This is a genomic window from Rhodopila sp. (genome assembly GCF_965277165.1).
Taxonomy (GTDB): Bacteria; Pseudomonadota; Alphaproteobacteria; order Acetobacterales; family Acetobacteraceae; genus Rhodopila.
The window spans coordinates 1,934,393-1,957,635 of record NZ_CBDICE010000006.1 but is presented as its reverse complement, the minus strand read 5'-3'; the positions used below and the strand labels follow the sequence as shown (position 1 = coordinate 1,957,635).

General features: G+C 63.9%; 17 protein-coding genes and 1 riboswitch. Of the genes, 4 read left to right on the top strand and 13 right to left on the bottom strand.

Features of this window, described 5'->3' with window-relative positions:
* Positions 1-99 precede the first annotated feature (99 nt).
* Both ACQY4Y_RS21215 and ACQY4Y_RS21210 read right to left on the bottom strand, forming a co-directional pair.
* A complete protein-coding gene (locus ACQY4Y_RS21215; RefSeq protein ID WP_428492557.1) occupies positions 100-1,230 on the bottom strand; it encodes an NAD(P)/FAD-dependent oxidoreductase in 1,131 nt (376 codons plus the stop codon).
* A riboswitch (TPP riboswitch) is annotated at positions 1,220-1,315 on the bottom strand. Its footprint overlaps the gene before it by 11 nt.
* 45 nt (positions 1,316-1,360) lie before the next feature.
* Positions 1,361-2,032 carry a hypothetical protein gene (locus ACQY4Y_RS21210; RefSeq protein ID WP_428492556.1) on the bottom strand — a complete coding sequence of 224 codons (672 nt, stop codon included), beginning with the start codon at positions 2,030-2,032 and terminating at the stop codon, positions 1,361-1,363.
* A gap of 181 nt (positions 2,033-2,213) precedes the next feature.
* Here ACQY4Y_RS21210 and ACQY4Y_RS21205 point away from each other — a divergent pair, with 181 nt between their 5' ends.
* Positions 2,214-2,594 carry a cupin domain-containing protein gene (locus ACQY4Y_RS21205; protein WP_428492555.1) on the top strand — a complete coding sequence of 127 codons (381 nt, stop codon included), beginning with the start codon at positions 2,214-2,216 and terminating at the stop codon, positions 2,592-2,594.
* Between the two features lies 1 nt (position 2,595).
* Here ACQY4Y_RS21205 and ACQY4Y_RS21200 read toward each other — a convergent pair whose 3' ends face one another.
* The 6 genes from ACQY4Y_RS21200 to ACQY4Y_RS21175 all read right to left on the bottom strand — a co-directional run bounded on the left by ACQY4Y_RS21200 (position 2,596) and on the right by ACQY4Y_RS21175 (position 9,875).
* On the bottom strand, positions 2,596-3,342 hold the full coding sequence (locus ACQY4Y_RS21200) for an SDR family NAD(P)-dependent oxidoreductase (protein ID WP_428492554.1): 747 nt from the start codon (positions 3,340-3,342) through the stop codon (positions 2,596-2,598).
* Positions 3,339-4,508 (bottom strand): acyl-CoA dehydrogenase family protein, encoded by a 1,170-nt coding sequence (locus ACQY4Y_RS21195; protein ID WP_428492553.1) that lies wholly within the window; start codon positions 4,506-4,508, stop codon positions 3,339-3,341. Before ACQY4Y_RS21195 ends, ACQY4Y_RS21200 begins: the two co-directional genes overlap by 4 nt.
* Before the next feature lie 39 nt (positions 4,509-4,547).
* Entirely contained in the window at positions 4,548-5,612 is a 1,065-nt protein-coding gene (locus ACQY4Y_RS21190; protein WP_428492552.1) for a phosphotransferase family protein, read from the bottom strand.
* A gap of 82 nt (positions 5,613-5,694) precedes the next feature.
* Positions 5,695-5,913: a hypothetical protein gene (locus ACQY4Y_RS21185; RefSeq protein ID WP_428492551.1), complete on the bottom strand. Its 219-nt coding sequence runs from the start codon at positions 5,911-5,913 to the stop codon at positions 5,695-5,697.
* 405 nt (positions 5,914-6,318) lie between these two features.
* Entirely contained in the window at positions 6,319-8,283 is a 1,965-nt protein-coding gene (locus ACQY4Y_RS21180) for an acetyl-CoA carboxylase biotin carboxylase subunit (RefSeq protein WP_428492550.1), read from the bottom strand.
* Positions 8,284-8,288: 5 nt separating this feature from the next.
* Entirely contained in the window at positions 8,289-9,875 is a 1,587-nt protein-coding gene (locus tag ACQY4Y_RS21175) for a carboxyl transferase domain-containing protein (RefSeq protein WP_428492549.1), read from the bottom strand.
* Between the two features lie 668 nt (positions 9,876-10,543).
* Between ACQY4Y_RS21175 and ACQY4Y_RS21170 the strand changes: the two genes are divergently transcribed.
* Positions 10,544-11,152 (top strand): PEP-CTERM sorting domain-containing protein, encoded by a 609-nt coding sequence (locus ACQY4Y_RS21170; RefSeq protein WP_428492548.1) that lies wholly within the window; start codon positions 10,544-10,546, stop codon positions 11,150-11,152.
* A gap of 654 nt (positions 11,153-11,806) precedes the next feature.
* Here ACQY4Y_RS21170 and ACQY4Y_RS21165 read toward each other — a convergent pair.
* On the bottom strand, positions 11,807-12,391 hold the full coding sequence (locus ACQY4Y_RS21165) for an alpha/beta fold hydrolase (RefSeq protein ID WP_428492547.1): 585 nt from the start codon (positions 12,389-12,391) through the stop codon (positions 11,807-11,809).
* 239 nt (positions 12,392-12,630) lie between these two features.
* On the bottom strand, positions 12,631-13,809 hold the full coding sequence (locus ACQY4Y_RS21160; RefSeq protein WP_428492546.1) for an isovaleryl-CoA dehydrogenase: 1,179 nt from the start codon (positions 13,807-13,809) through the stop codon (positions 12,631-12,633).
* A 156-nt stretch (positions 13,810-13,965) separates the two neighbouring features.
* Between ACQY4Y_RS21160 and ACQY4Y_RS21155 the strand changes: the two genes are divergently transcribed.
* Positions 13,966-15,198 (top strand): metallophosphoesterase family protein, encoded by a 1,233-nt coding sequence (locus tag ACQY4Y_RS21155; protein ID WP_428492545.1) that lies wholly within the window; start codon positions 13,966-13,968, stop codon positions 15,196-15,198.
* Positions 15,198-18,659 carry an AAA family ATPase gene (locus ACQY4Y_RS21150; protein ID WP_428492544.1) on the top strand — a complete coding sequence of 1,154 codons (3,462 nt, stop codon included), beginning with the start codon at positions 15,198-15,200 and terminating at the stop codon, positions 18,657-18,659. The genes ACQY4Y_RS21155 and ACQY4Y_RS21150 overlap by 1 nt, the downstream gene beginning before the upstream one ends.
* Positions 18,660-18,662: 3 nt before the next feature.
* Here the strand turns inward: ACQY4Y_RS21150 and ACQY4Y_RS21145 are convergent, their stop codons facing one another.
* From ACQY4Y_RS21145 to ACQY4Y_RS21135, 3 genes are all read right to left on the bottom strand, one after another.
* Positions 18,663-19,793 carry a tetratricopeptide repeat protein gene (locus ACQY4Y_RS21145; protein ID WP_428492543.1) on the bottom strand — a complete coding sequence of 377 codons (1,131 nt, stop codon included), beginning with the start codon at positions 19,791-19,793 and terminating at the stop codon, positions 18,663-18,665.
* 193 nt (positions 19,794-19,986) lie between these two features.
* Entirely contained in the window at positions 19,987-21,411 is a 1,425-nt protein-coding gene (locus tag ACQY4Y_RS21140; protein WP_428492542.1) for a hypothetical protein, read from the bottom strand.
* Between the two features lie 225 nt (positions 21,412-21,636).
* Positions 21,637-23,223, bottom strand: a complete 1,587-nt coding sequence (locus ACQY4Y_RS21135) for a WcbI family polysaccharide biosynthesis putative acetyltransferase (protein ID WP_428492541.1) — start codon at positions 23,221-23,223, stop codon at positions 21,637-21,639.
* Positions 23,224-23,243: the final 20 nt, after the last annotated feature.

Below are 23,243 nucleotides of genomic sequence, written 5' to 3'. Positions count from 1 at the left end.
AGCTTGGGGAGCGTTCAAAGCGTGGGGAGCGTTCAAAGCGTGGGGAGCGTTCAAAGCGTGGGGAGAGTTCAAAGCTTGGCGGCGTTCCCAAGCCTTGGGTTAGCGCAGCGCTGCCAGCGCACCGAACGCCGACCGCTCGCGCCGGGCCGGATCGAACGGCGTCAGATCGATCAGGCCGGCCTCGCCGGTCACCAGGTCGGCCAGCAGGCGCCCGGCAAGCGGACCGATGGTCAGCCCGGCGGCGCCCAGGCCGTTGCCGGTCGCCAGTCCCTGGATTCCGGGCACCCAACCCAACAAAGGCCTCGCGGCGAGCGGACGGAAACCGACCCTGGTCTCGATCGTCGTCGCGGTGCCGAGACCGGGGGCGATGCGCAGCGCCTCGGACAGCACCTCTGCCTGGCCGGCCGCCGTTATTCGGTAGTCGAACCCGGCGCCGGTTTCCCGGGTGGCGCCGGCGACGATCCGACCGGCGTCGAACGGCACGATATAATGACTGCCGGGCGGCAGGATCACCGGCCAATCGCTGGTCTTAACACCGTCGAGCCTAAGGTGGGCGATCTGACCGCGCTGCGGTTCGACCGCGGTTGCGAAACCGATCGGGCGCAGCAACTTGTCGGCCCAGGCGCCGGCCGCAACGATGACTCGATCAGCCCGGATGCGGCGGCCGTCGATCTCCGCGCCAGCGACGCGATCGGCTTCGACCGCCAAGGTGGCGTGGCCGCGGGAGAGCTTCGCGCCATGAAACTCGGCCGCCCGCAGCAGGGATGCCGCCAGACGCCTGCCGTCGACCCTGGCACCGCCGGCCAGATGAACCGCCCCCAGACCCTGGTGCAGCGGTGGAAACAAGGTTCGCGCCTGCGCCTCGCCGAGGCGGGTGATCCGGCCCATCGCCGCGGCGGCACGTCGCCGCGCCATGCGTTCGAGCCAGGCAAGTTCTTCAGCGTCGCCGGAGACCAGCATCGCACCGGCTTGACGGTAGCCGAGATCGCTGGGTCCGGCATCGTTCAGTGCCGTGATCAGGTCGGGATAGTATTCGCCGCCGGCGCAATACAGCCGATGGAAAGATACGTCCTCGGTCGCCGATATCCAGGGACAGAGGATGCCGGCGCCGGCGGCTGTGGCCCGACCATCCAGATTGGCGTCGATGACGCTGACCTCGGCGCCGGTTCGGGCGAGGTGAAAGGCCGCGCTGGCTCCGAGCACGCCGGCTCCGATGACGATGATCCGCATGACCACTCCCTTCGCTGGCATGACCCAGAGCAGGTTCACGGGTGTGATCTCAGCCCTCCCGACGAGGGCACCCCGGTGTGGCTTGCAGTTTCGGTGCGGGTGGCCCGATGTCAAGCCGGCCGGATGCCGGCTATATGTCACCCTCCACCGAACGGGGCGAATATGGCGGCGCCGGCGGCCCGCTGAACGGCGCAGCGGGGCGACCGACCGGGGACGCCGGGGTGAAAGGCTGCGACACATTTGGGCCGGGTTGCGATGGCGCAACGCCGGACGGCTGCGACGAGCGGGCCGCGACCACCGAACGAACGCACTGCATCATGTGGACTATCGCGATATTGCTGCCTTTCAGGCTGGCCGACCAAGGGCGTTCGCTGCCGGAAGGAAACGCCACGGACATGTGCGAGGCAAGGCGCAACTGGTCGATGAAGCCTGTTATGTCGTCGCCTTGGATGCGGAACTCCACCCTGGACCCGGTGGCCGAGGTCCCCTGAACCCCAACGGCCCTCGCCCGCCATGGCGCCAATTGGTCGAACTGGAACAGGACATCGACCTGTTGCCCATCCGGTATGTTCCAGCCGGTTTTGGCGATCTGGATGATCAGTCCATCGACGCCGGCAAACCATTTGATCAGAAGGATTCGATCCTGGCCGATGATTTCGGCGCCGCAGACGGTCTTGCCGTCCGTGGCGGTGCCCGCGATCGTCTTCCATGCACCGGACTCGCTGGTGATCGAAACGTCGGCACTGGCCGCGCCGACCAAGCCGATGAGCAGGGCAGCCGCCAAAACGGGCCGTTTGAACATCATTGTATTCCCAAAACTGAGAAGATAATGCATTTTTAATACCGTAATCATATTGATTTGTAAATCACAATTTGGCGCTCCGCCGCGGTCCGTGCCGCGGCTCTCTCGCCTTGGCTGAGCCGCTGTCGTAGCGTGGAGCGAACCAGGAGCGGGTGAGCCCAGGATGCCGACAGGTTCGACGATGAGGCTTCCGGCAACAGCCGATCTGCTGGCCCCGGACGGGTCCGAGGTGCGGGTGCTGCTGTCGTTCGCGGCCGGCGGCATGGCGCATTTCAGCCTGGCGGCCACGCAGGTGAGCCGGGCGGTTCGGCATCGGTCGGTCGAGGAGATCTGGTATGTGCTATCGGGGGCCGGCGAGATGTGGCGCTCGCATGGCGGGCACGAGGAAGTCCTCGCGCTGTGCCCCGGCCTATGTCTGACGATCCCGGTCGGAGTGCGGTTTCAGTTTCGCGCGGCTGACGCCGGCCCGCTGGCCGTGGTCGCAATCACCATGCCGCCCTGGCCCGGCGATGGCGAGGCGGAAGCGGTCGCCGGCACGTGGGCAGCCACGGTCGGCGGCTGACCTACTCGGCTCCCCAGCCGCCATCGACGACCAGGCTCTGCCCGGTCATGAACGCCGAGGCGTCGCTGGCCAGGAACACCACGCCGCCCGCCATGTCCCTGGGTGTGGCGAAACGTCCCATCGGGGTACGGTCCAGCAGGCGTTTGCCATGGACATCGTGGTCCAGCAGACCGTGTGTCAGGTCGGTATCCACCCAGCCCGGGGCCAGCGTGTTGACCCGCACGCCGCGGGCCGCCCAATCCAGTGCCAGCGCCTTGGTCAGCATCTCGACGCCGCCCTTGGAGGCGCAGTACGGCACCGATCTGGGCAGGCCGCCATGGCCGGCGACCGAACTGACGTTGATCACCGAACCGCCCTGCCCGATCGCGGCGCCGATGTGCTTGCAGCACAGGAACACGCCGGTCAGGTTGACGTCGATGATGTCCTGCCATTCGGCCAGCGTGATGCGTTCGATGCCCTTGAAGATGGCGTTCACGCCGGCGTTGTTGACCAATACGTCGATCCGGCCATGTCGCCGCATGACCGTATCGCGCAAACCCTCAACCGCGACTTCATGGGCGACATCGGCGGCGACCACGCTCGCCGACCCGCCGATCGCGGCGGCGGCGGTTTCCAGCGTTGCCAGGGTGCGGCCGCTGAGCACCACGGTGGCGCCATGCCGAGCCAGGCCCTCGGCCATGCCTCGGCCGATGCCGCGGCCGGCCCCGGTGACGATGCAGACCTTACCAGTCAGGTCGAAGTCGTTCACCAGTTGGGTCCATTGCGGGCGATGCGTTGCGCCAGGCTCCAGCGATGCACTTCCGACGGGCCGTCGTAGATGCGGAAGCCGCGCACCTCCTTGAAGATGCGTGCCACCAGGGTTTCGCCGGTGACGCCCTGGCCGCCCAGCACCTGCACGCACCGATCGACGACCCGCCAGACCGCTTCCGATACGAATACCTTGGACATCGACGATTCGGTTCCGGCGCGCTCGCCCTGATCCAGCAGCCATGCGGTATGCAGGATCGACAATCGGCTGAGGCGGATATCCATCTCGTTATCGGCAAGCATGAAACCTACGGCTTCGTGGCCGATCAGCTTTGACCCGAACACCTCGCGTTTCAGCGCGTAGTCGGTGGCGATCTGGTGGGCGCGCTTCGCCGCGCCCAGCCAGCGCATGCAATGCGTCAGCCGAGCGGGCGCGAGGCGGACCTGGGCATAGCGGAAGCCCTTGCCCGGCTCGCCGAGGATGTCGCCGGCCGGGACGCGTACGTTGTTCAACCGCATGACGGCATGGCCGCCGGCGAATGCGCTGTCCAGGCTGTCCATCGCGCGCACGACCTCGATGCCTTGGGTGTCCATGTCGGCCAGGAACATCGTTGCGTTGCCGTCGTCGTCCTTCGCCATGATGATGGCGAAGGCGGCCCCGGCGGCCCCGGTGATGAACCATTTGTCGCCGTTGATGACGTAATGGTTGCCGTCCTTGGTCGCGGTGGTGCGCATCGCGGCGGGATCGGATCCGGCGCCGGGGGCCGGTTCGGTCATGCAGAAGCAGGACCGGGTCTTGCCGGCGGCCAAGGGTCGCAGCCAGCGGTCCTTCTGTTCGGTGGAGGCAACGGCCTCCAGCAGGTGCATGTTGCCTTCGTCGGGGGCGAAGATATGCATCGCGACCGGGCCAAGCAGGGAGTATCCGGCTTCCTCGAACACGATCGCCTTGGCGACATGGGACAGACCGAGGCCGCCGTACTCAACGCCGACATGGGGCGCCACCAAGCCCTCGGCGGCGGCCAGCGCCACCAGTTCCTGACGGAATGGCTCGGTTGGGCCGTGCTCGGTTTGGCGGTTGTCCGGTTCAAGCGGAATGATCCGGTCGCGTACGAACGTGCGCACGCGCTGCTGCAACTCCTGCAGTTCGGGCGTCAGGGAGAAATCCATGCGGCGATCCTCGGGCAAAAGGGTGCGACGGAGGGCCGCTTAGAATGCGCGGCCCTGGGCGATTTCGTGGCTGAATTCCAGAATGCCGGTGCCGATGCCGGTCAGCGGCGCGTAGCGTGCCTCCTGCGTCGCACCGGTCCGGTAGCGCAGGCCAAGCTGGAGGAAAATCACCGCCAATTTGTACATCGCCAGCACCCGGTGGAAGACGAAGTCGGACATGTCCCGGCCGGAGATCCGGGCATAGTCCGCCACCGCCTGCTGGCGCGGACACAGGCACGCCTCGACCGCGGGCATCTGTTCCATGTCGTGCAGGGCCGGGGGATCGTCGGGGTGGACCCAATAGGACAGCAGGGTGGCGAAATCGAACAGCGGGTCGCCACGGGTGCCCTGGTCCCAATCGACCACGGCGCGGGGTGAGAGATCGTCCGGGTCGAGGATAATGTTATTCAGCTTGAAATCATTGTGCAGCAGGCCCGGCGGGCCATCCGGCGCAATATTGGTTTCGAGCCAGCGTCCGACCTGTTGGTGCAGGGTTTCGGTGCCATCCTGCATCGCCGCCAAGCCGCGCTTTCGCCAACCGGCGACGCCGCGTGCCAAAAAGCCGTCCGGCCGACCGAGATCACCCAGCCCGACCGCCTTGGTATCGACGGCGTGGATCGCGGCGATGGTCTGCAGCAGCACCTGCGACAGCCGCACGCCGATCTCAGGCCGGTGCGCGAGGTTGGCGGGCAGGTGCTCGCGGATCACCAGGCCGGGGCGATATTCGATGATCTGAAAGCGTTGACCGATGACCGTTGGGTCGTCGCACAAGTAAAGCCCGCGAGCGATGAACGCCAGCGCGTCCGGCAGGCGCGAGAGGATACGGAACTCACGTGCCATGTCGTAGGCGCCGGGGGGAAGATTGCCCATCGGCGGCCGGCGCAGCACGGCGGGTTTGCCGTCCAGGTGGATCAGGTAGTTCAGGTTGGCCAGGCCGCCATCAAACTGGCGCGGCGGCGGATCGAGATCCAGGCGATAGCCGTGGGCGGCCAAATGGGCGCGCACCACATCCCAGTCCAGGGCTACGCTGTCGGCGGCCGAACGCAGGCCGGTTTCGGGTGGCACGCTGCCTCCTGCTGCTGCTGGTGGCGAGTCAATACAGCAGGGGGCGAATGACGCAACCGACGGCGGGAACAGGCGGCGTGCGTCAGCGCTGCCTGCCGACCCCCCATTTCTGCTGAATGTAGGTCGCTTCGGCATTTCCCCCGACAGTGCTGGAGGATCCGACCACGAAGGTGCGCCCGGTCCAGCCCGGCGTGTTGGCGTTTTGCGCGGCCTGGTTGGGGTCGACGGTGGGCGGGACGCTACATGCCCCGAGCGCTGCCAGCAGCGCGACGGCGGAGATGGAGCGCGTCATGTTGGTCATCGGTCTGTTCCCGTGGTTGCGACTGCGCCGAGACACGGTCCCGGCGGGTAATATTTAGGTCTCGCAATGGCGAGGTGAAGGGTTGCATTATTCTACGTGAAGATTACGGCGCTCGACACGCTGCATGGCCGGACAATGTTGCGGTGAGCGATCTGGCGGCGGTCGACGTGCCGGGTGAAAGCGTGGTTCGGACAACCAAGATCGCAGCCATCGACGGTCGGCGGATTGCGACGATCGGATGTTTCTCTGAGATGGATCGCGGCCTTGTGCGGGACCGATTGAAACAACATATCGGCCGGGAGCTAGACCATTCTCAGCATGACCGAGCATGCTGAGAATGGTCTAGCTCTTTGTTTTGCCGCATGATTCACGCGCTTTGAATGGTCCGCCCAGCGCGATCACGCGCTAGGCGTTTGATTCAACCTCGGCGAAACCCACCAGTGATTGGCCTTCCTGTACCATCTCGCCGGCGGCGCAGTTGACCGAGGCAACCACCGTATCGGCCGGTGCCGAAAGCCGAAAGACAGTCTTCATCGCCTCCAGCACAACCAGCACCTGGCCTCGGCTGACATGTGCCCCGACCGATGCGTTGACCTGGGTCACCAGGCCCGGGATCGGCGCGAGCAGGCGATCGCCGGCATCTTCCTGTTCCTCCGCCGCCGCCAGCGGGTCCGGCAGGGTCAGGCGCCAGGTCTGGCCGTCGTCACGCAGCGTCACCACGTGATGATCGACGGTTGCGCTGACCGTGCGCCGGACGCCATCCAGCGATACGGACAGGCGGCCGTCGCGCGGCGGTTCCGCGCTGCCGAGGATGCCGCCGATCCGCCAGGCGCCCGCCTCGCGCGTCACCGCGACGGGATGGTTGGTGCTGCCATCGGTGAAATCGAGCACCCGAACCGGCGTCGTGTTCAGCCACCATTGATCGCGCGCGTCCCATGGATCATCGCCGGCCGGGGCTTCGGCGGTCAGCACCGCCAGTGCGGCGATGGCGAGGACCTCGGGCGGCGGCTTGGGCTGTGCGGCGAGCAGGGTCTCGGCATGGCGGGCGATGAAGCCGGTATCGATGCCACCGGCCGCGAAGTCGGGGTGCGCGGCGATACGGCCGAGCAGGTCGAGGTTGCTGGCGAGGCCGGCGACGGCGCAGTCGGCGAGTGAATTTTGCAGCCGGCGCAAGGCGGCGGCGCGCGTCGGGCCGTGGCAGATCAGCTTTGCCAGCATGGCGTCGTAGTGGACCGACACGGTATCGCCGGTGGCGAAGCCGCTATCGACGCGAACGCCATCGGTTTCAGTCGCGGTGCGGAACGCCGCCAAGCGGCCGACCGAGGGGGCGAAGTCGCGCGCCGGGTCCTCGGCGTAGATGCGCGCCTCGATGGCATGGCCCGACAGGGTAATGGCGGACTGGGCGACCGGCAGCGTTTCGCCGGCGGCGACGCGGAGTTGCCATTCGACCAGATCGAAGCCGGTAACCATTTCGGTGACCGGATGTTCGACCTGAAGCCTGGTGTTCATTTCCAGGAAGAAGAAACCCTCGGCGTCGGCGACGAATTCCACCGTTCCGGCGCCGACATAGCCAACCGCGCGGGCGGCGGCGACGGCGGCGGTGCCCATGCGGTCGCGCTGCGCGGCCGACAGTCCGGGCGCGGGTGCTTCTTCGATGACCTTCTGGTGGCGGCGCTGGACGGAGCAGTCGCGTTCGAACAAATGGACGACATTGCCGTGGGTGTCGGCGAAGACCTGGACCTCGATGTGGCGCGGCCGCTGCAGATAGCGTTCGACCAGCACCCGGTCGTCGGAGAACGCCGATGCAGCCTCTTGCCGGGCCGAGGTCAGCGCGGCGGCGAAGTCGGCGGCCGCGGTCACCACCCGCATGCCGCGGCCGCCCCCGCCGGAGACCGCCTTGATGACGACGGGAAAGCCGATCCTCGCTGCCTGGTGTTCGAGGAAGTCGGCATCCTGGCGGTCGCCGTGGTAGCCGGGCAGCAGTGGCACCGCCGATGTTTCCATCAGCGCCTTGGCGGCGGATTTCGATCCCATGGCGCGCATCGCGGCGGGTGGTGGGCCGACGAAGACGATGCCCGCCTCGGCGCAGGCCTCGGCGAAGGCTGGGTTTTCCGACAGGAAGCCGTAGCCAGGATGGATCGCCTCGGCGCCGGCGGCGCGGGCGGTTTCGATGATGCGGGGAATGTTCAAGTAGCTGTCGCGCGCAGCTGCGGGGCCGATCGGGTAGGCTCGGTCCGCGGCCTGGACGTGCAGCGCGTTGGCGTCGGCTTCGGAGTAAACCGCGATCGTTTCGATCCCCAGCCGCCTAGCGGTGCGGATGACGCGGCAGGCGATTTCGCCTCGGTTGGCGATCAGCAGGGTGCGGAACATCGCGGTCACATCCGGAACACGCCGAAGCGGGTGTCGTGTCGGGGTTTGTTCAGGGCGGCCGAGAGCGAAAGCCCCAGCACGCGGCGGGTATCGGCCGGATCGATGATGCCATCGTCCCACAGGCGGGCGCTGGCGTAATAGGGATGGCCCTGGGAGTCGTACTGGGCGCGGATCGGGGCCTTGAAGTCTTCTTCCTGCTGCTTGGTCCATTCGGCGGACCCGCTGCGCACGGTTGCCAGCACGCCGGCGGCCTGTTCTCCGCCCATCACCGAAATCCGCGCGTTCGGCCACATGAACAGCAAGCGCGGGTCGTAGGCGCGGCCGCACATGCCGTAGTTTCCGGCACCGTAGCTGCCGCCGATGATCATCGTCAGCTTCGGCACCGCGGTGGTGGACACGGCGGTGACCAGCTTGGCGCCGTCCTTGGCGATGCCGCCGGATTCGTATTTGCGGCCAACCATGAAGCCGGTGATGTTCTGCAGGAAGATCAGCGGGATATTGCGCTGGCTGCACAGCTCGATGAAATGGGCACCTTTCAGCGAGGATTCCGAGAACAGGATGCCGTTGTTGGCGACGATGCCGACCGGGCAGCCGTAGAGATGGGCGAAACCGCACACCAGGGTGGTGCCATAGAGCCGCTTGAATTCGTCGAACACACTGCCATCGACGACGCGGGCGATCACCTCGCGCACGTCGTAGGTGGCGCGCAGGTCGGCGGGCACCACACCGTGCAGTTCAGCGGGATCGTATCTTGGCGGTTCGGCGGGGCGCCGTTCCGGGCCGGCCGGCTTGTCCCGGTTCAGGCCGGCGACGATGCGGCGGCAGATCGACAGTGCGTGGTGATCGTTCCGGGCGTAATGATCGACCACGCCCGAGGTGCGGGCGTGGACGTCGGCGCCGCCCAGGTCCTCGGCGGTTACGATCTCTCCGGTCGCGGCCTGCACCAGCGGGGGGCCGCCGAGGAAGATGGTGCCTTGCTTGCGGACGATGATGCTTTCGTCGCTCATGGCCGGGACGTAGGCACCGCCGGCGGTGCACGATCCCATGACGACGGCGATCTGCGGGATGGCCTGGGCCGACATGTTGGCCTGGTTGAAGAAAATGCGGCCGAAATGCTCGCGGTCGGGGAAGATTTCGTCCTGCATCGGCAGGAAGGCGCCACCGGAATCGACCAGATACAGGCAGGGCAGGTTGTTGTTCCTCGCGATCTCCTGGGCGCGGAGGTGCTTCTTGACGGTCATCGGGAAGTAGGTGCCGCCTTTGACGGTGGCGTCGTTGGCGACGATGACGCACTCGCGGCCGGAGACCCGGCCGATGCCGGTGACGATGCCGGCGGCCGCCACGTCGCCGCCATAGAGGCCGAAGGCGGCGAGTTGGGACAGTTCGAGGAACGGCGATCCGGGGTCGATCAGCGCGGCGACGCGGTCGCGCGGCAGCAGCTTGCCGCGGGCGACGTGGCGGTCGCGGGCGGCGACGCCGCCGCCTTGGGCGGCGTTGGCCACCTTTTCGCGTAAATCGGCCACCAGCGCGCCCATTGCCGCCGCATTGGCGGAGAACTCTTCGGATCGGAGGTTCAGGTTGGATCGCAGCATGCCGGCCCATCAGTCGTTATGATCTCGTCCTTGGTCTACCGCCGCGGCAGCCGGCGCGGAAGGGGCGCCCGGCGATGGCGCCACGATCATCGGTTCCGGGCGCACGCGGGACGGACGTATTCGTGACTTTCCATCATGGGTAAGCCAGGAGCCCTGGCGGTGGGAGACCAACGGTAATGGTCCTGGATTGGCCACCGGCCTTAACGATGGGGAGGCACGATCGCGCGACCCGGACAGGCGAACAGGCCTGCGCCTGCGGCTGCGCTGGGAATCACATTTGTCGTTGGACTTTACACATACTCAGGTAGTGACCCGGTATTTATTACGCACATGTATGCAGGATCTCTTACTTAAGCTTTTGTCCTGTGGCCCAAATATGAACTTGGGTATGGTCAGAGCATACACTGGCAGGACATTGCGGACTTTGGGTGTGTCGTAGATTTTTACATCCTTCACTGCGATCTCATACTTTGATCTTGGAATGCGGCGAAATCGGTCGCCCGGGCGATTTGCGCCGGCTGTGGGGTAGGTTGATACGATCAGTCATCTGTTAAAATGTCGACAAATCAAATCAGTGTTCCTTATAACTCAGACCCGTTGCTTAGTTGGCACGGTACTTGCGATTGCGCTTGCACGGCATGATGATGTGCCTATTCAGGAGTCAACGTATGTTTTCCTTCAAGCGCGGATTATTCATGCTGGCTGCCGTGGCGAGTATGCCGCTGTGTACGGCGATCGCCCACGCTACGCCTTCGGTTGAAATGATTGGCTACTTCACCGGAACCACGACCTCGATTACTGACCCCAGCAACGCTTGGGGCCTGAAAACAAGCTGCAGCGGAAAGTTTGGATGTGACGTCGCCGACCAAGTAACCGGATCATTTTATTACGATGTATCCTCGACCGGCGCCATCGGCAACAGCCAGTTGACCCTAACCCTGGACGGCATAACCCATACCGTGAGCGGGCAAGGTTTGGCCTTATTGTTCCAAGACTTTGCGGGCAACGGCGAATTCCAGTTGCTACCCAACAAGACCTCCACCACCAGTCTGACCTATGCTGCCCCCGGCTGGCTCCACAGCAACACCACGCTGACGACGAACGAGATTTTTAGCCGCCCGAGCGCAAGCGAGGCGGCCAGCGAGTTCGACTTCAATGGCAGCAGCGTAGACTTCTACGTGGATTCACTGGACGTTCCGGAGCCGATGTCGGTCGCGCTGCTAAGCGTGGGCTTGCTGGGTGTTGCCGCGGCGCGGCGTCTTCGGCGCACTATTTGACAGCAAGACGGAGTTGCAACCGCCCCGCCCTGGCCGAGAGAAAAATGACGGCTGGCCAGTCTCCGGGGTCGGTTCGCGGGGAGTATTCGGTCCGCGGGGGTGCAGTTCCAAGGCCATGGATCGCCTCGCTTGGTCGGCCAGCCGACCAAGCAGTGTGGCGATCTAACGAAATCATTAAGCGCGAACTTGCGGCCAGGGCTGCAACGGCGGGCTTCGAGCGGCGGCTTGGGCGTGCTCGATCCGACCCAGCATCAACGCCAGAAAACGTCCGTGCCGGCGTAACCTAGATTATCGACTTTGTGAGGGACTATTTCAACGTGTCCCGGAAGATCAAGCTCTTTCAGTGACCCAACGCTGCCGGCGGACGCTTGCCAAGGCATCTATTGCACGGCGGTTGCCTGCGAACCCGTTTCTGCGCAGTCTGCTTGCATATGCAACAAAGATGACAACGAGGATTTCTTCGGCAATGATCTAGGTCTGTCCGGCCGCCTCAAGGATCAGCTTCGTGATAGTATCGGGGTGTGAGATCAACGAGAGGTGGCTTGCCTTTACCTCAATCGTCGTCGCGCCCATCCGCTTCGCCATGAACCGCTCGAGGTCCGGATTGATAGTCCGATCCTCCGTGGACACCGCGTACCAACTCGGCTTCGACCGTCAAGCCGCAACCGTCGTCTTGTCGACAAGCAATCTACGGTCGAACGGAGCCTGAACGGCGTACAGCACGCGCGCCTTCGCCGTCGGAATGTCGCCAGCGAAATCGCGCAGGAAAGCCGCCTCGCTGAGCTGCCCGTAACCGCTGGAAAAGACGATGCCCGCGGAGGCCGGCGGTGTCGGGAATCGCGCTGCCAGGCCCGCATAGTCCTCGCCCGCGTCGGGAGCCCGCGCTGCGACATACACGAGTGAAGTAACCTTGGGATCGACACCGGCCTGAGTGACGATCATGCCGGCGAAGGAATGCCCCACCAGAACCGTCGGACCATCCTGCAGAGCCAGCGCGCGCCGCGTCGCTGCAACGCTTGCTTCGAGCGTCGTCAGCGGGTTTTGCACAGCGGTGGCGTTGATCCCCGCCGTTTGCAGCCGGGCAATGACTTCGGACCAGCATGACCCGTCGGCAAACAACCCATGGACGAGGACGACATTGCGTGCTTTCGGCGCAGGCGGCGCACCGACCGCACGATGACGAATGGGAACTGCTGCACCAATGCCCGCCAGAATGCCCACGAAAGTACAACGATTCATCAGTCTTCTCCTGTCTGGTTGAGGTCAAAGTGACCCGACGGTCAAGCTGGCCTTTGCCCGGCGTCGTGCGCAACGACGTCCCGACGCAGAGGGTCGCGGCGGTGAGATGACCTTGCCGGGAACCCGAAGTGCTGAATTTCTGCACCAGAAGATCGGTGCGGGACGGTCAACCAAAACCGATAATGCCTAGCCGACGCGTGCCGCAATCGGGGCGGTTGGCGCCTCGAGCCCGCAACCGCTCACGCGGTTTCCGCGAACAATTCCCGTCCGATCAGCATCCGCCGGATCTCGCTGGTGCCGGCGCCGATTTCGTACAGCTTGGCATCGCGCAGCAGGCGGCCGGTAGGATAGTCGTTGATGTAGCCGTTGCCGCCCAGCGCCTGGATCGCCTCCAACGCCATCCAGGTGGCCTTTTCCGCCGCATACAGGATTGCCCCGGCGGCGTCCTTGCGCGCGGTTTCGCCGCGATCGCAGGCTTTTGCAACGGCATAGACGTAGGCCTTGGCAGCGTTCATCGTGGTGTACATGTCGGCCAGCTTGCCCTGCATCAACTGGAATTCGCCGATCGCCTGGCCGAACTGCTTGCGCTCGTGGACGTATGGCACAACCACGTCCATGCAGGCCTGCATGATGCCGATCGGGCCGGCCGCCAGCACCGCACGCTCGTAGTCCAGTCCGCTCATCAGCACGTTCACGCCGCGGCCGACGCTGGACAGGATATTTTCCTCCGGCACCTCGCAATCGGAGAACACCAGTTCGCAGGTGTTGGACCCGCGCATGCCCAGCTTGTCGAGCTTCTGCGCGGTGGAGAAGCCCTTGAATCCCTTCTCCACCAGGAACGCGGTGATGCCGCGCGGGCCGGCCGCCGGATCGGTCTTGGCGTAGATCACCAGCACATCCGCGTCCGGCCCGTTGGTGATCCACATCTTGCTGCCGTTGAGCACGTAGCGGTCGCCCTTGCGGTCCGCCCGGGTGCGCATGCCGACGACATCTGATCCGGCCCCCGGCTCGCTCATCGCCAGGGCGCCGACCCGGGTTCCGTCGATCAGCCCCGGCAGGTAGCGCCGTTTCTGGTCGTCGTTGCCGTTACGGAAAATCTGGTTGACGCAGAGGTTGGAATGCGCGCCGTAGGACAGCCCCACCGAGGCGGACGCGCGGGAAATTTCCTCCATCGCCACCACGTGCTCCAGGTAGCCCATGCCGGCGCCGCCGTATTGTTCGGCTGCCGTCACCCCGAGCACGCCGAGTGCTCCCATTTTCGGCCATAGATCCATCGGGAACGCGTTGTCGCGGTCGATCGCGGCGGCGCGTGGGGCGATTTCCTCGGCGGCGAACGCCTCGACCGTGGCGCGCAGCATGTCGGCGCTCTCGCCCAGATCGAAGTTCAGCCCCGGCAGACGGTTCGGCAGACTGGCCATTCCGATTCCCAGACATAGTTAAGATACGACAGTGCCACTGCCACAGTTGGCGGGCGAGGCAACGCAACCGTCAGTCTATCACGAACCGATCGCTTCCCGGGAATGGCATCGAAATTCCAGTTTATCCGACTCGGCGGGAAGTGATATCAAGGCGGAATGACGAACGTCCGATTTCTGCATGCTGCGGACCTGCATCTTGATAGTCCGCTGCGAGGTCTCGAAGCCGATCCCCTGGCACCCACCGAAATAATCCGAGGTGCGACCCGAAAAGCGCTGGGCAAGCTGGTGGACCTGGCGATCGAGGAGAAAGTCGACTTCGTCCTGATCGCGGGCGACATCTACGATGGCGACTGGCCGGACTTCGGCACCGGCCTGTTCTTCTCCAACCAGATGCGCCGGCTGCAGCAGGCGGCGATCCCGGTATTGACCATCCGCGGCAACCACGACGCCGCCAATCGCATGACCCGATCGTTGCGGATGCCGCACGTGACGACGTTCGGCCACGACGAGGCCCATGTCCACATACTGGACAGCCTGGGTGTCGCCATCCACGGGCAGAGCTTCGCCGACCGCGCGGTGCCGGAGGACCTGTCGCGCGGCTATCCGAAACCGATCGACGGGCTTTTCAACATCGGCTTGCTGCACACTTCGGCCGAGGGTTACGCCGCGCACGATCGCTACGCCCCCTGCGAGCTAAGGCGGCTGCAAACGCATGGCTACGATTACTGGGCGCTGGGCCATGTGCACGAACGCCAGGAGCTTTCGCGCGACCCATGGATCGTGTTTCCAGGCAACCTGCAAGGCCGTCATATCGGCGAGACCGGCGCGAAGGGCGCCAGCCTGGTCACGGTCAGCGATCGCGCCGTGTCGGTCGAACACCGCGTGCTCGATGTGTTGCGCTGGGCCCATATCGAAGTGGACATCGACGGGGCGGCGGACGAGGCCGAGGCGTTGATTCGGGTTCAAGCCGGTCTGGAGGCCGCGCGCGACGCCGCGTCGCAGCCGCTCGCCGCGCGTGTCACCCTGATCGGCACCACCCCGGCGCACGCCGCGCTGTCCGGCGACGGGTTGCGCGACAAGGTGCTGAACGAAGCCCAGGCGATCACCGGCGACCATCTGTTCTGGCTTGAATCGGTCAAGCTGCGGACCAGTCCGCCGGCCGGGATCGACGCCTCGGCGCGACCCGACAACCTGACCCGCCTGCTGAGCGAAATCGATGCCATCGCCGCCGCCCCCCCGCCCGACCTGCTGGGCGACTGGCCCGCCCTGCTGCTGGGCAAGCTACGGGAGGCTTTGCCGCAGGGTCACCCACTGCTCGGCGGCGATCCGGCACCGATCATCGAGCAAGCCAAGCGCAGGCTGGAGGCGGCGCTGTCCGCACGGGTCTGATGCGTCTGGCGCATTTCCGCCTGGAGCGTTACGGACCGTTCGAGCAGCTTGACCTGCCGCTCGATCCGACTCCTGGGCGGGTCAACCTGATTGTGGCGCCGAACGGCTACGGCAAATCGATAATCCGCCAGGCCATCGGCGAGTTCCTGTTCGGCATCGAACCGCGCACGGCGATGAGCTTCCGTTTCGGTACCGAACGCATGCGCCTGCTGGCGGACGTCGTCGACGACGGCCGAGCTGTGTCGCTGGTGCGGCGCAAGGGCAACGGCACCACGCTTGCCCGGTCCGATGGCGACGAAGTCTCTGCCGGCGAGGCACGCCGCCTGCTGGGTGGCGCGGATGAGACGGTGTTCCGCGAACTGTTTGGCCTCGACACCGCGCTGTTGCGTTCAGGTGGCCGCGAACTGATTCGCAGCCAGGGCCGTCTGGGACAAGTGCTGTTCGCGGCTGGCGGCGGCATGGCCAGAGTGCGCGAACTGCTGGCCGAACTGGAACGCAAGCGCGACGAGCTGGGCAAGGCCACGGCGCGCCACCGGTCGCGGCCGTTGTGGAGCGCGCTGAGTCTCTGGGAGCAAGGCAATTCCGATCTGCGGCGTTCAGCGCTGCGTCCGGACGGTTGGCAGACGCTGGAACGCCAGGCAACGGAGACGGCGCATCAGCTGCAGGCGCTGTTGCGTGAGCAGGCCGAAAACGCCGCGGAACGGGAGCGGCTGCGCGCTATCGGCGCCTGCCGCCCATGGCTCGGCCGCACGCATTCGGCACACCTTGTGCTGGCCGACACTCAGGATGTGCCAGACCTGGACGACGGGTTCGAGTGGCGCTGGCGCGAGGCGCTGCAGCAAGGCGTGGTAACGGCCGGCGGTGCCGAGGCCGCTCGGCTGGACCTGCAGACAGCGCGCGAGGCGCGTGCCGCGCTGCACTTCGATCCCGCCTGGATCGCGGCGGATACCGACATCACCGCACTAGGCGGCCTGCGCGGTGTCGCGACGCAGTGCGAAATCGACCTGCCGACGGTGCAAAGGGAACTGGCCGCTGGACAGGCGCGGGCGACGGCTATGCGCCGCGATCTGGGATGGAACGCCGGCGTGCCGTTGCCGCCGGTGCCGGTGATCAAGGACGCCCAACGGCGTCTCCGTCAGCATCCGAAACTGGCGGCCGACGCGGCCGCCGCGGCGGAGGCCCTGACGGCCGCCGAGCGGGCGCAGGCGGCGAGCCTGGGGGAACTAGGTGGCCTGCCGGACCAGGGCGATGTCGCGGCGCTTGGCGATCTTGTCGGGCTGCTGCGCGCTGGCGGTGACCCGGGGATTCGCCTGGATGGCGGCCGACGCAAGCTGCGCGACGCCGAGGCAGCGCTGCGGACCTCGCTGGCGGCGATTCCGGACTGTGCGTTGCCCGAGGCTGCGTTGAACGCCACCGCGGCGCCGTCGGACGCAAAGCTGGAGGCTGCCGGCAAGGCGCTGAACCAGGCCGAGGCGGCGCAGGCGCAGGCGTTGCGGGATCACGCCGCTCGGGTGGCGGACATCGAAACCGAGCAGGCCAGGCTGGCAGCGCTGGAACGGACAGCTATGCTGCCGGCGCCCGACGCACTGGCGATTGCGCGCGCCGAACGCGATGCGCTTTGGGCGCTGCTGTGCGGCCCGGAACGTCCGGATGCGGCAGCGGCGGTCGCTCTGGATCGGGCAATGCGCCATGCGGATGGCGTTGCTGATGCGCTGATAGCGCACGGGCGGGAGGTTGCCGAGGCGACCGCACTGCGCGGCCATCTGGCGGCTCTGGAGATCGAACGCGGAAAGCAGGCCGACGCGCTGACCCGCACGGCGGCGGCGCTGGCGGCGGCGCGGGGCACGCTGCTGGCGATCGCTCGGGCGGCGGGCGGCGACACGGAAGATATGTCTGGTTTGCGCAAATTCCTGCGCGCCAGGGAGGCGGCCGTGGCCTGTCGTTGCACGCGCGATACAGCGGCGAGGGAACTGGCGGATCTTGAGAACGTGCTGAATACGCTGGGCCAGCGACTGGCCATCGCGATCGACGCCGAACCGGCTTCGGTGGCGGAATTGGGCGCCGTGCTGGCGCGGGCGGACCGTTTGATCGAAGCCGACCGCGACCTGGCGGCGCGGCGGCGGTCATTGATCGAGCAGACGAACAAGCATCGGGCGGCGCGGGCGGCCTCGGCCATCGCCGCCGAGAAGGCGGCCCGGGCGCTGACCGACTGGGAAGCCGCGTGGCGCGGCGTGGCGGCCGAGTTGGCGCGGCCCGACGGCGAAGCGCCGGCCACGACCGGCGACGCGATGGCTCAGATCGAGGAATTGCGCCAGGCCGAGGTGACGATCGCCGAGAAGCAGGGCCGGATCGATGGGATGGGCGCGGCGGTCGACCTGCTCGCCGTCAAGGTTGCCGGTCTGGCCGGTCTGTCAGCCGAATTGGCGGCGCTGGCCCCGATCGAAGCGGCGACGGCGTTCCACCATCGTCTGCAAGCGGAACACCGGGAGGCCGCGCGCTGCAAGGACGCCGAACGGCGGATCGAGCAATCGGAGGCCAAACTGGCCGTCGCGGTGGCCGATGCCGCCGCCGCCGCTGTCATGTTGGATGGCCTGCGCGCCGCGTTGCTCGTGGCCACCGATGCGGAGGCGGAACACCGATTGCAGCGCATCCGAGCGGTGGCCGCGGCGCGGGCGGACGGGGCGGAGGCGTCGCGGCAACTCGCGCTGCAGGGTGGCGGCCAAACGGTCGAGACGCTGGCGGCGCGGGCCGGCGAGACCACGGCCGAGGCGGACGTTGACCGGATTGCGGCGATCGATGCCGCCGATCAGGAGCGCGCCGCCAGGATCGAGACCGCCAGGGAGGCCGCCGCCACCGCCGCCGCCGCGTTGGACCGGGCGGGCAACGGCCTGGATGCGGCCGAAGCGGCGCACCGGCGCGAAGCGGCGCAGGCCCATCTGGCGCGGACCGCCGACGAAGCGCTGCTGCTGCACACCACGCACGCGCTGTTGCAGGCCGCGCTCGAGCGTCAGGCGAGCAGCGCCGACCAGCCTCTGCTGGCGCGGATCGGCGAGGTGTTCCATGCCATCACCGGAGGCGCCCAGGCCGGGGTGCGGGTCGAGGACAGCCGGGACGGCCAGATCATGGTGGCGCTGGAGACCGACCGGGTGACGCGGAAATCGCTGGATCAGTTGAGCGAGGGGACCAGTGATCAGTTGTATCTGGCGCTGCGGATCGCGGCGCTGGAGGATTACGCGAAAGGCACCTCGCCGCTGCCGTTCGTCGCCGACGATATCCTGCAGACTTTCGACGATCCGCGCACGACGGCGACATTGCGGGCGCTGACGGCGCTGAGCGAGCAGGTGCAGGTTATCGTGCTGACGCACCATCCGCATGTCGGCGTGCTGGCGGCAGGGCTTGGGGACGGAGTTAGGGTTATTTCGCTGCAGGGGGCGGCGGCGGCGCTGGGATTGTCGGCTTAATCACTAGATCGAATTGAAACGAATCCGGTGCGCTTCAAGCAGGGCATCAGCCTGTTCGTCGTTGCCGCTTCGACGGAGCGCCTCGGCGCCGCTGGTATAAGCTTCTTGTTTGTCCGGGAAGGTGGCGCGCACCGCCGCCCATGCCTCGGCGGCAGCCGGAAAATTCCGACGCTTGATTTGCATCAGCCTAGCCAGGTCCAACATCGGGCGAATCTCTGTCGGAAAACGATCGATGGCGGCGCGCAGGGCGGCCTCGGCCTTCTTGGGTTCGTCGAGCCTCTCGAACGCCTCGGACGCGGTAATGTAGGCACGCATATCCAGCGGGAAACCGGACAGCACATCGTTCCAGCGCCGCGCGGCCTCGGCGTTGTCGCCCCTTGCCTCGGCCACCCTGGCGTACTCACTCAGCGGTTCTGAACTTGATCCAAAACGATAACGTGCGACCTGAAGCAGTTGCTCGGCTGCATCATGGCGCCCCAGCTGCACTAGCGCCTGCGCGGCGCCAACGAACCCGGCAACATGGGCGAATTGATCCTGGAGCGGGCGCCAGCGCTGCAACGCCTCCTCCCAGTCTTGCCGTAACATGGCAATGCGGGCGTATTCCAAGAACGGTGCGATATGAGAATTAAAGTTCTTCATTGCCTTTCCGACAAGGTGCTCGGCCTCATCCAGCCGATTGGCCGCTTTCAGCGACTCGGCGCCCAAGGTGTAACCTTCCATCACTCCAGGAAATTTTTTGCGCAAACTAGCGAAGATCCGAATAGCCTCATCATGATCGCCCTTGACCTGGGCGATCTGTCCGAGCCCCTGCAAGAAGCGGGGGTTGCGCGGCGAGCGCTGTTGGCCGTGGCGCATAATCGTGGTCGCCTCATCAAATCGACGCAGGCGTAACAAGATCCTGAGCGCGAGCGGAGTGTCCTGGACAGCGGTCCGGTGATCGGCCATCAGCCTCACCCAAATTTCGGTTGCCAGCCGATGGTCATTGTTGTCCAGCGCCAGGTTCGCGTAGGTCAACTGATCCTTGACCTTGAAACGATCGACCTCCCTCACGTCGGCTGCGTGGCGCTCAACATCACGCAGGACCAGGCTGCGATTCAGCCACGAACGCCATGCTGATATAAGACCCATTGCCATGCCCGTACCCCCGGCACGCCGATGCTATGCGTCCGGGCGTTGAAAAGCCATCCCCCGCCACATCCGGAAGTAGGTCCGTGAACGGACGCGTTGTGTCCTGCTTACGGTCGAAGGCGACCGTTTAACGGCGGCGCGCTCGAACACGGATAGGAAACTATCTAGAATGTTTCGTGGCTCTCCCAACGGTCAAACCCTATCTAAAACGAAACCTCTCACAAAATGCTTGGGGATCAGCTATAATTTTTTGGCTACTGAGCATAGGTTTAATTTTCCAAAGAGTTTCCAGACCAAAACCCGCCAGGTCTAGCCTCGTATATCGATCGACGATTTCGGTGAAACATCTGCTGAGAATGTCTGACGTGCTATCAAGGCCGCTGCACAGGACGAGGCCAGTGGGAGGACAATCCAGCACCACAACGTTCAAATCCGGACGGAACTCCGTAAGTATCAGCAAAACACGCCACACATCACCTGTCCAAAAACCCCTCGTAATTTCGTCTTCAGAAGCCGGGCCTGTTTCCTGATGCCTTGAAGTCATTCGAACGTTTAGCGGCAGACAATCGTGAAGTAACGCCATCGAACCAATATGAGAGCTGCGCTCGAAGTTAATAAAATCCCGCAACAGAGCCTCGAAATGATGAAGTCCATCCAGCATGCTCAAATCGAGATGTTCAAGAAAGAGCCGAGGGTCATGATCGCGGAAGAAGTCATCCGACGTCTTCTGGAAGAAGAACATCTTTTCCCTGCGCCCAATCACATCTTGGCTGATTTTGAATCGAGGATCAACGCTGATAGCGTCGCACGAGATTTTTGCCAAGCTGGCGCCGTTTTCTGTCCCGATTTCTAAGTATCCTAGGGGACACATCTCGCGATCGAGGAATGTCATAAATTCAAGGTAGCTCACCCCTTGGTGTTGGAATGTAATTTGATAGTCGCAACGGTATTTATGCTCAATTTGAGATAGATCAGAACTTCTTAAATCTCGAGAACTTTCAAACCTGGGATTTTCAAGCCACCAATAGTACGATTCAGGTTGCCCCCAACGGACTTGAGATACATAATCGGCCCCAAGTGGAACCGAGTCGGAAATTTCACCATATCTATCGCCGACTAGATCTTTGTTGATGGAAGTTATCGGGAGTAATTTCTCCATCGGCTTATACGGCTGCTTAGTATAATCGGAATATGGACGCGAGAAAAACTCTTCAGCGGCTTTGAAGGAGTCCTTGTTTATAATCTGCATGGTGCTCTCGGGCCACTGATATGAGCGACACCATAACGAAACCCAACCACGGTCGCATTCGTTAAAGAACTTTACCGCCCGACCACTAATAAGAAAAGCGTCGCTTTCAATGTGAACGATCCTATCGAATCCGCCTCTTATGCCACTCATGATGGCATAGGCAAACGATCGATACCATCCTGGGAAAGGCTGCCCATCAACATCGCGGCCGAGCCGATTGTCGAAATGGTGAATACTCACACCCTCTGGTATCGGATCGTCATATCGTCCGGGCGATACGACGGCCACTCGAGACCAGTTTGGCAAAATTGGTGAACCGTCATCGACGATTAGTGCTTTGTCGATTTGCAGTCCCGAGTTGAGGATGGCCTTCATCCAAACTCCGCAGCGTCGCTCCCAAACTCCTAATGATTCCGCATATGATGTGCAAAAGACCAAGGTTTTCATCACAGTCTGATGCTCCCCGCCGGGATGATGTGCGTATGAACATACACTACCCGCCTTTCCGAGGCCAGAAAAAGCAAATCGAGCCTGTTGCAGTGCACGCGACTAAGACCGGGTTCCAGAAAAGGCCCTCAAATGGAGAATGGCGAGTTGGGATCAGGCCCTGACTGACGCAGATCTCCGTAGTTTCCATTGATCCGATAATTGGACCAGCCTCTTGACAAGCACCCCATCTGGTTCGATTTTGATGGCTTGGTAAGCATAGTCGATCGCGTCCTCAAGCTGGCCAAGTTGCGCCGACGCTTCCGCAAATGCAAGTCGCGCGATCGTCGAGCGCGGAGCCGTGGAGAGCGCCAATTTGAGCTTAGCCAGCGCTGAATCTGTCCGTTGTTGTCGCATCACATAAAGCGCCTCAGCGAGCAATGCATTCCAATCGTAGCGCATATAACGATCTGCGTATTCGATGAATGTGAAACTCCCTTCCTCGAAGAAACGATATTGTCGTTCCGGAAGTGCAGAAAACAGACCGAAATGGCGAGCTACGGCCGGATGAATCGGAGTTTCCGTCGGCGGGAACACGTCAGGCTGACTCGCGATAAGTCGGGCAATCGCGGCTGGATCTTCTCCCATGCGGGTAAACACCTCGCCGGCAATCCATGTTGACATGCTCGGTTCAGGATGATTCCGCGATCGGAACTGTCTTGTACTGAGGTGCTCACTAATTCGGGCCGCAATTGGAATGCCGCATGCTTCGTCTCGGTCGCGTTGCTTTTGAAGGTGCAGTTCCATCATTCGCTCAGCGCGTTTTATTATAGAAGCTTCAGCAGTAAGATAATCCGCAATCGCAATATTAGGCGCCACTCCAGCAGCGATTTTGCGGTTAAGAAAACCATCACCCAACTCTGCGTTGTACGGGCCGCTCGGTTCTAGGACGGGTTCAGGCCGATTTAGGGGGTGGGGTGTTCCCGCGTAGGGCCACAGAAAGGCCGCGCTGACGTGTGGTACCAGATAGACCTTTCCATGTGTGGGAAGTTCTCCGATCCGGGAGGCGGAGATCAATACTTGTTGCACAACCGCCGTAGCATCCGCGACAGCCTGCATAGCACTCGGAGTCGCATCGTTATAGGATGCAATATATGTCACAATATGATCGCTGCCTGCGGGTAACACTCGGTGATAAAGGCGGGACAGCGCATCCATTTGGCAATTACCAACGAATACCGTTGAAAGCCGAGTTGGTTCAGTGATGACGACCGGTGCGGCGGGGCTCTCGGAAGGCTTGGTCTCCCGTTCAGCAACCGTCGATCTGACCCTTTGCAGGCGGGCTTCGCGAATCGACAGCGCTAGCCTCCTATGATCTCCGATGTCGGCAAAGTCGATCGGGCGTACAGCGTCTGGATGGTGGATTGTGAAATGAAGTCGATCGCAGGCGCCAAGTGCGCTGGATGGAATTGGAATGCTGAAAGCGACGGGCGCAGACAGCTCGGCGCGATATATCTCAACCTCTCCAATCTGGATAATCACCCGTTGCATCGGACGGTAAGGCATGCCGACCAACGGACGCAGATCAAGGCTCAGGACGCAAGACCCAGCTCCCAAAGTATCAAACCAAAATTCACTCAGATCGTCGATCATCCATCGGAAGCCATCTTCGCCGGCTGACCATCCCGCACCTAAGCAGCTGTCGGCGTTCCCTTCTTTGCCAAAGGTTAAATGACCAATCGTCTCCGCCAGGTCCGACATTTCGTCCTATTCAAATTTTA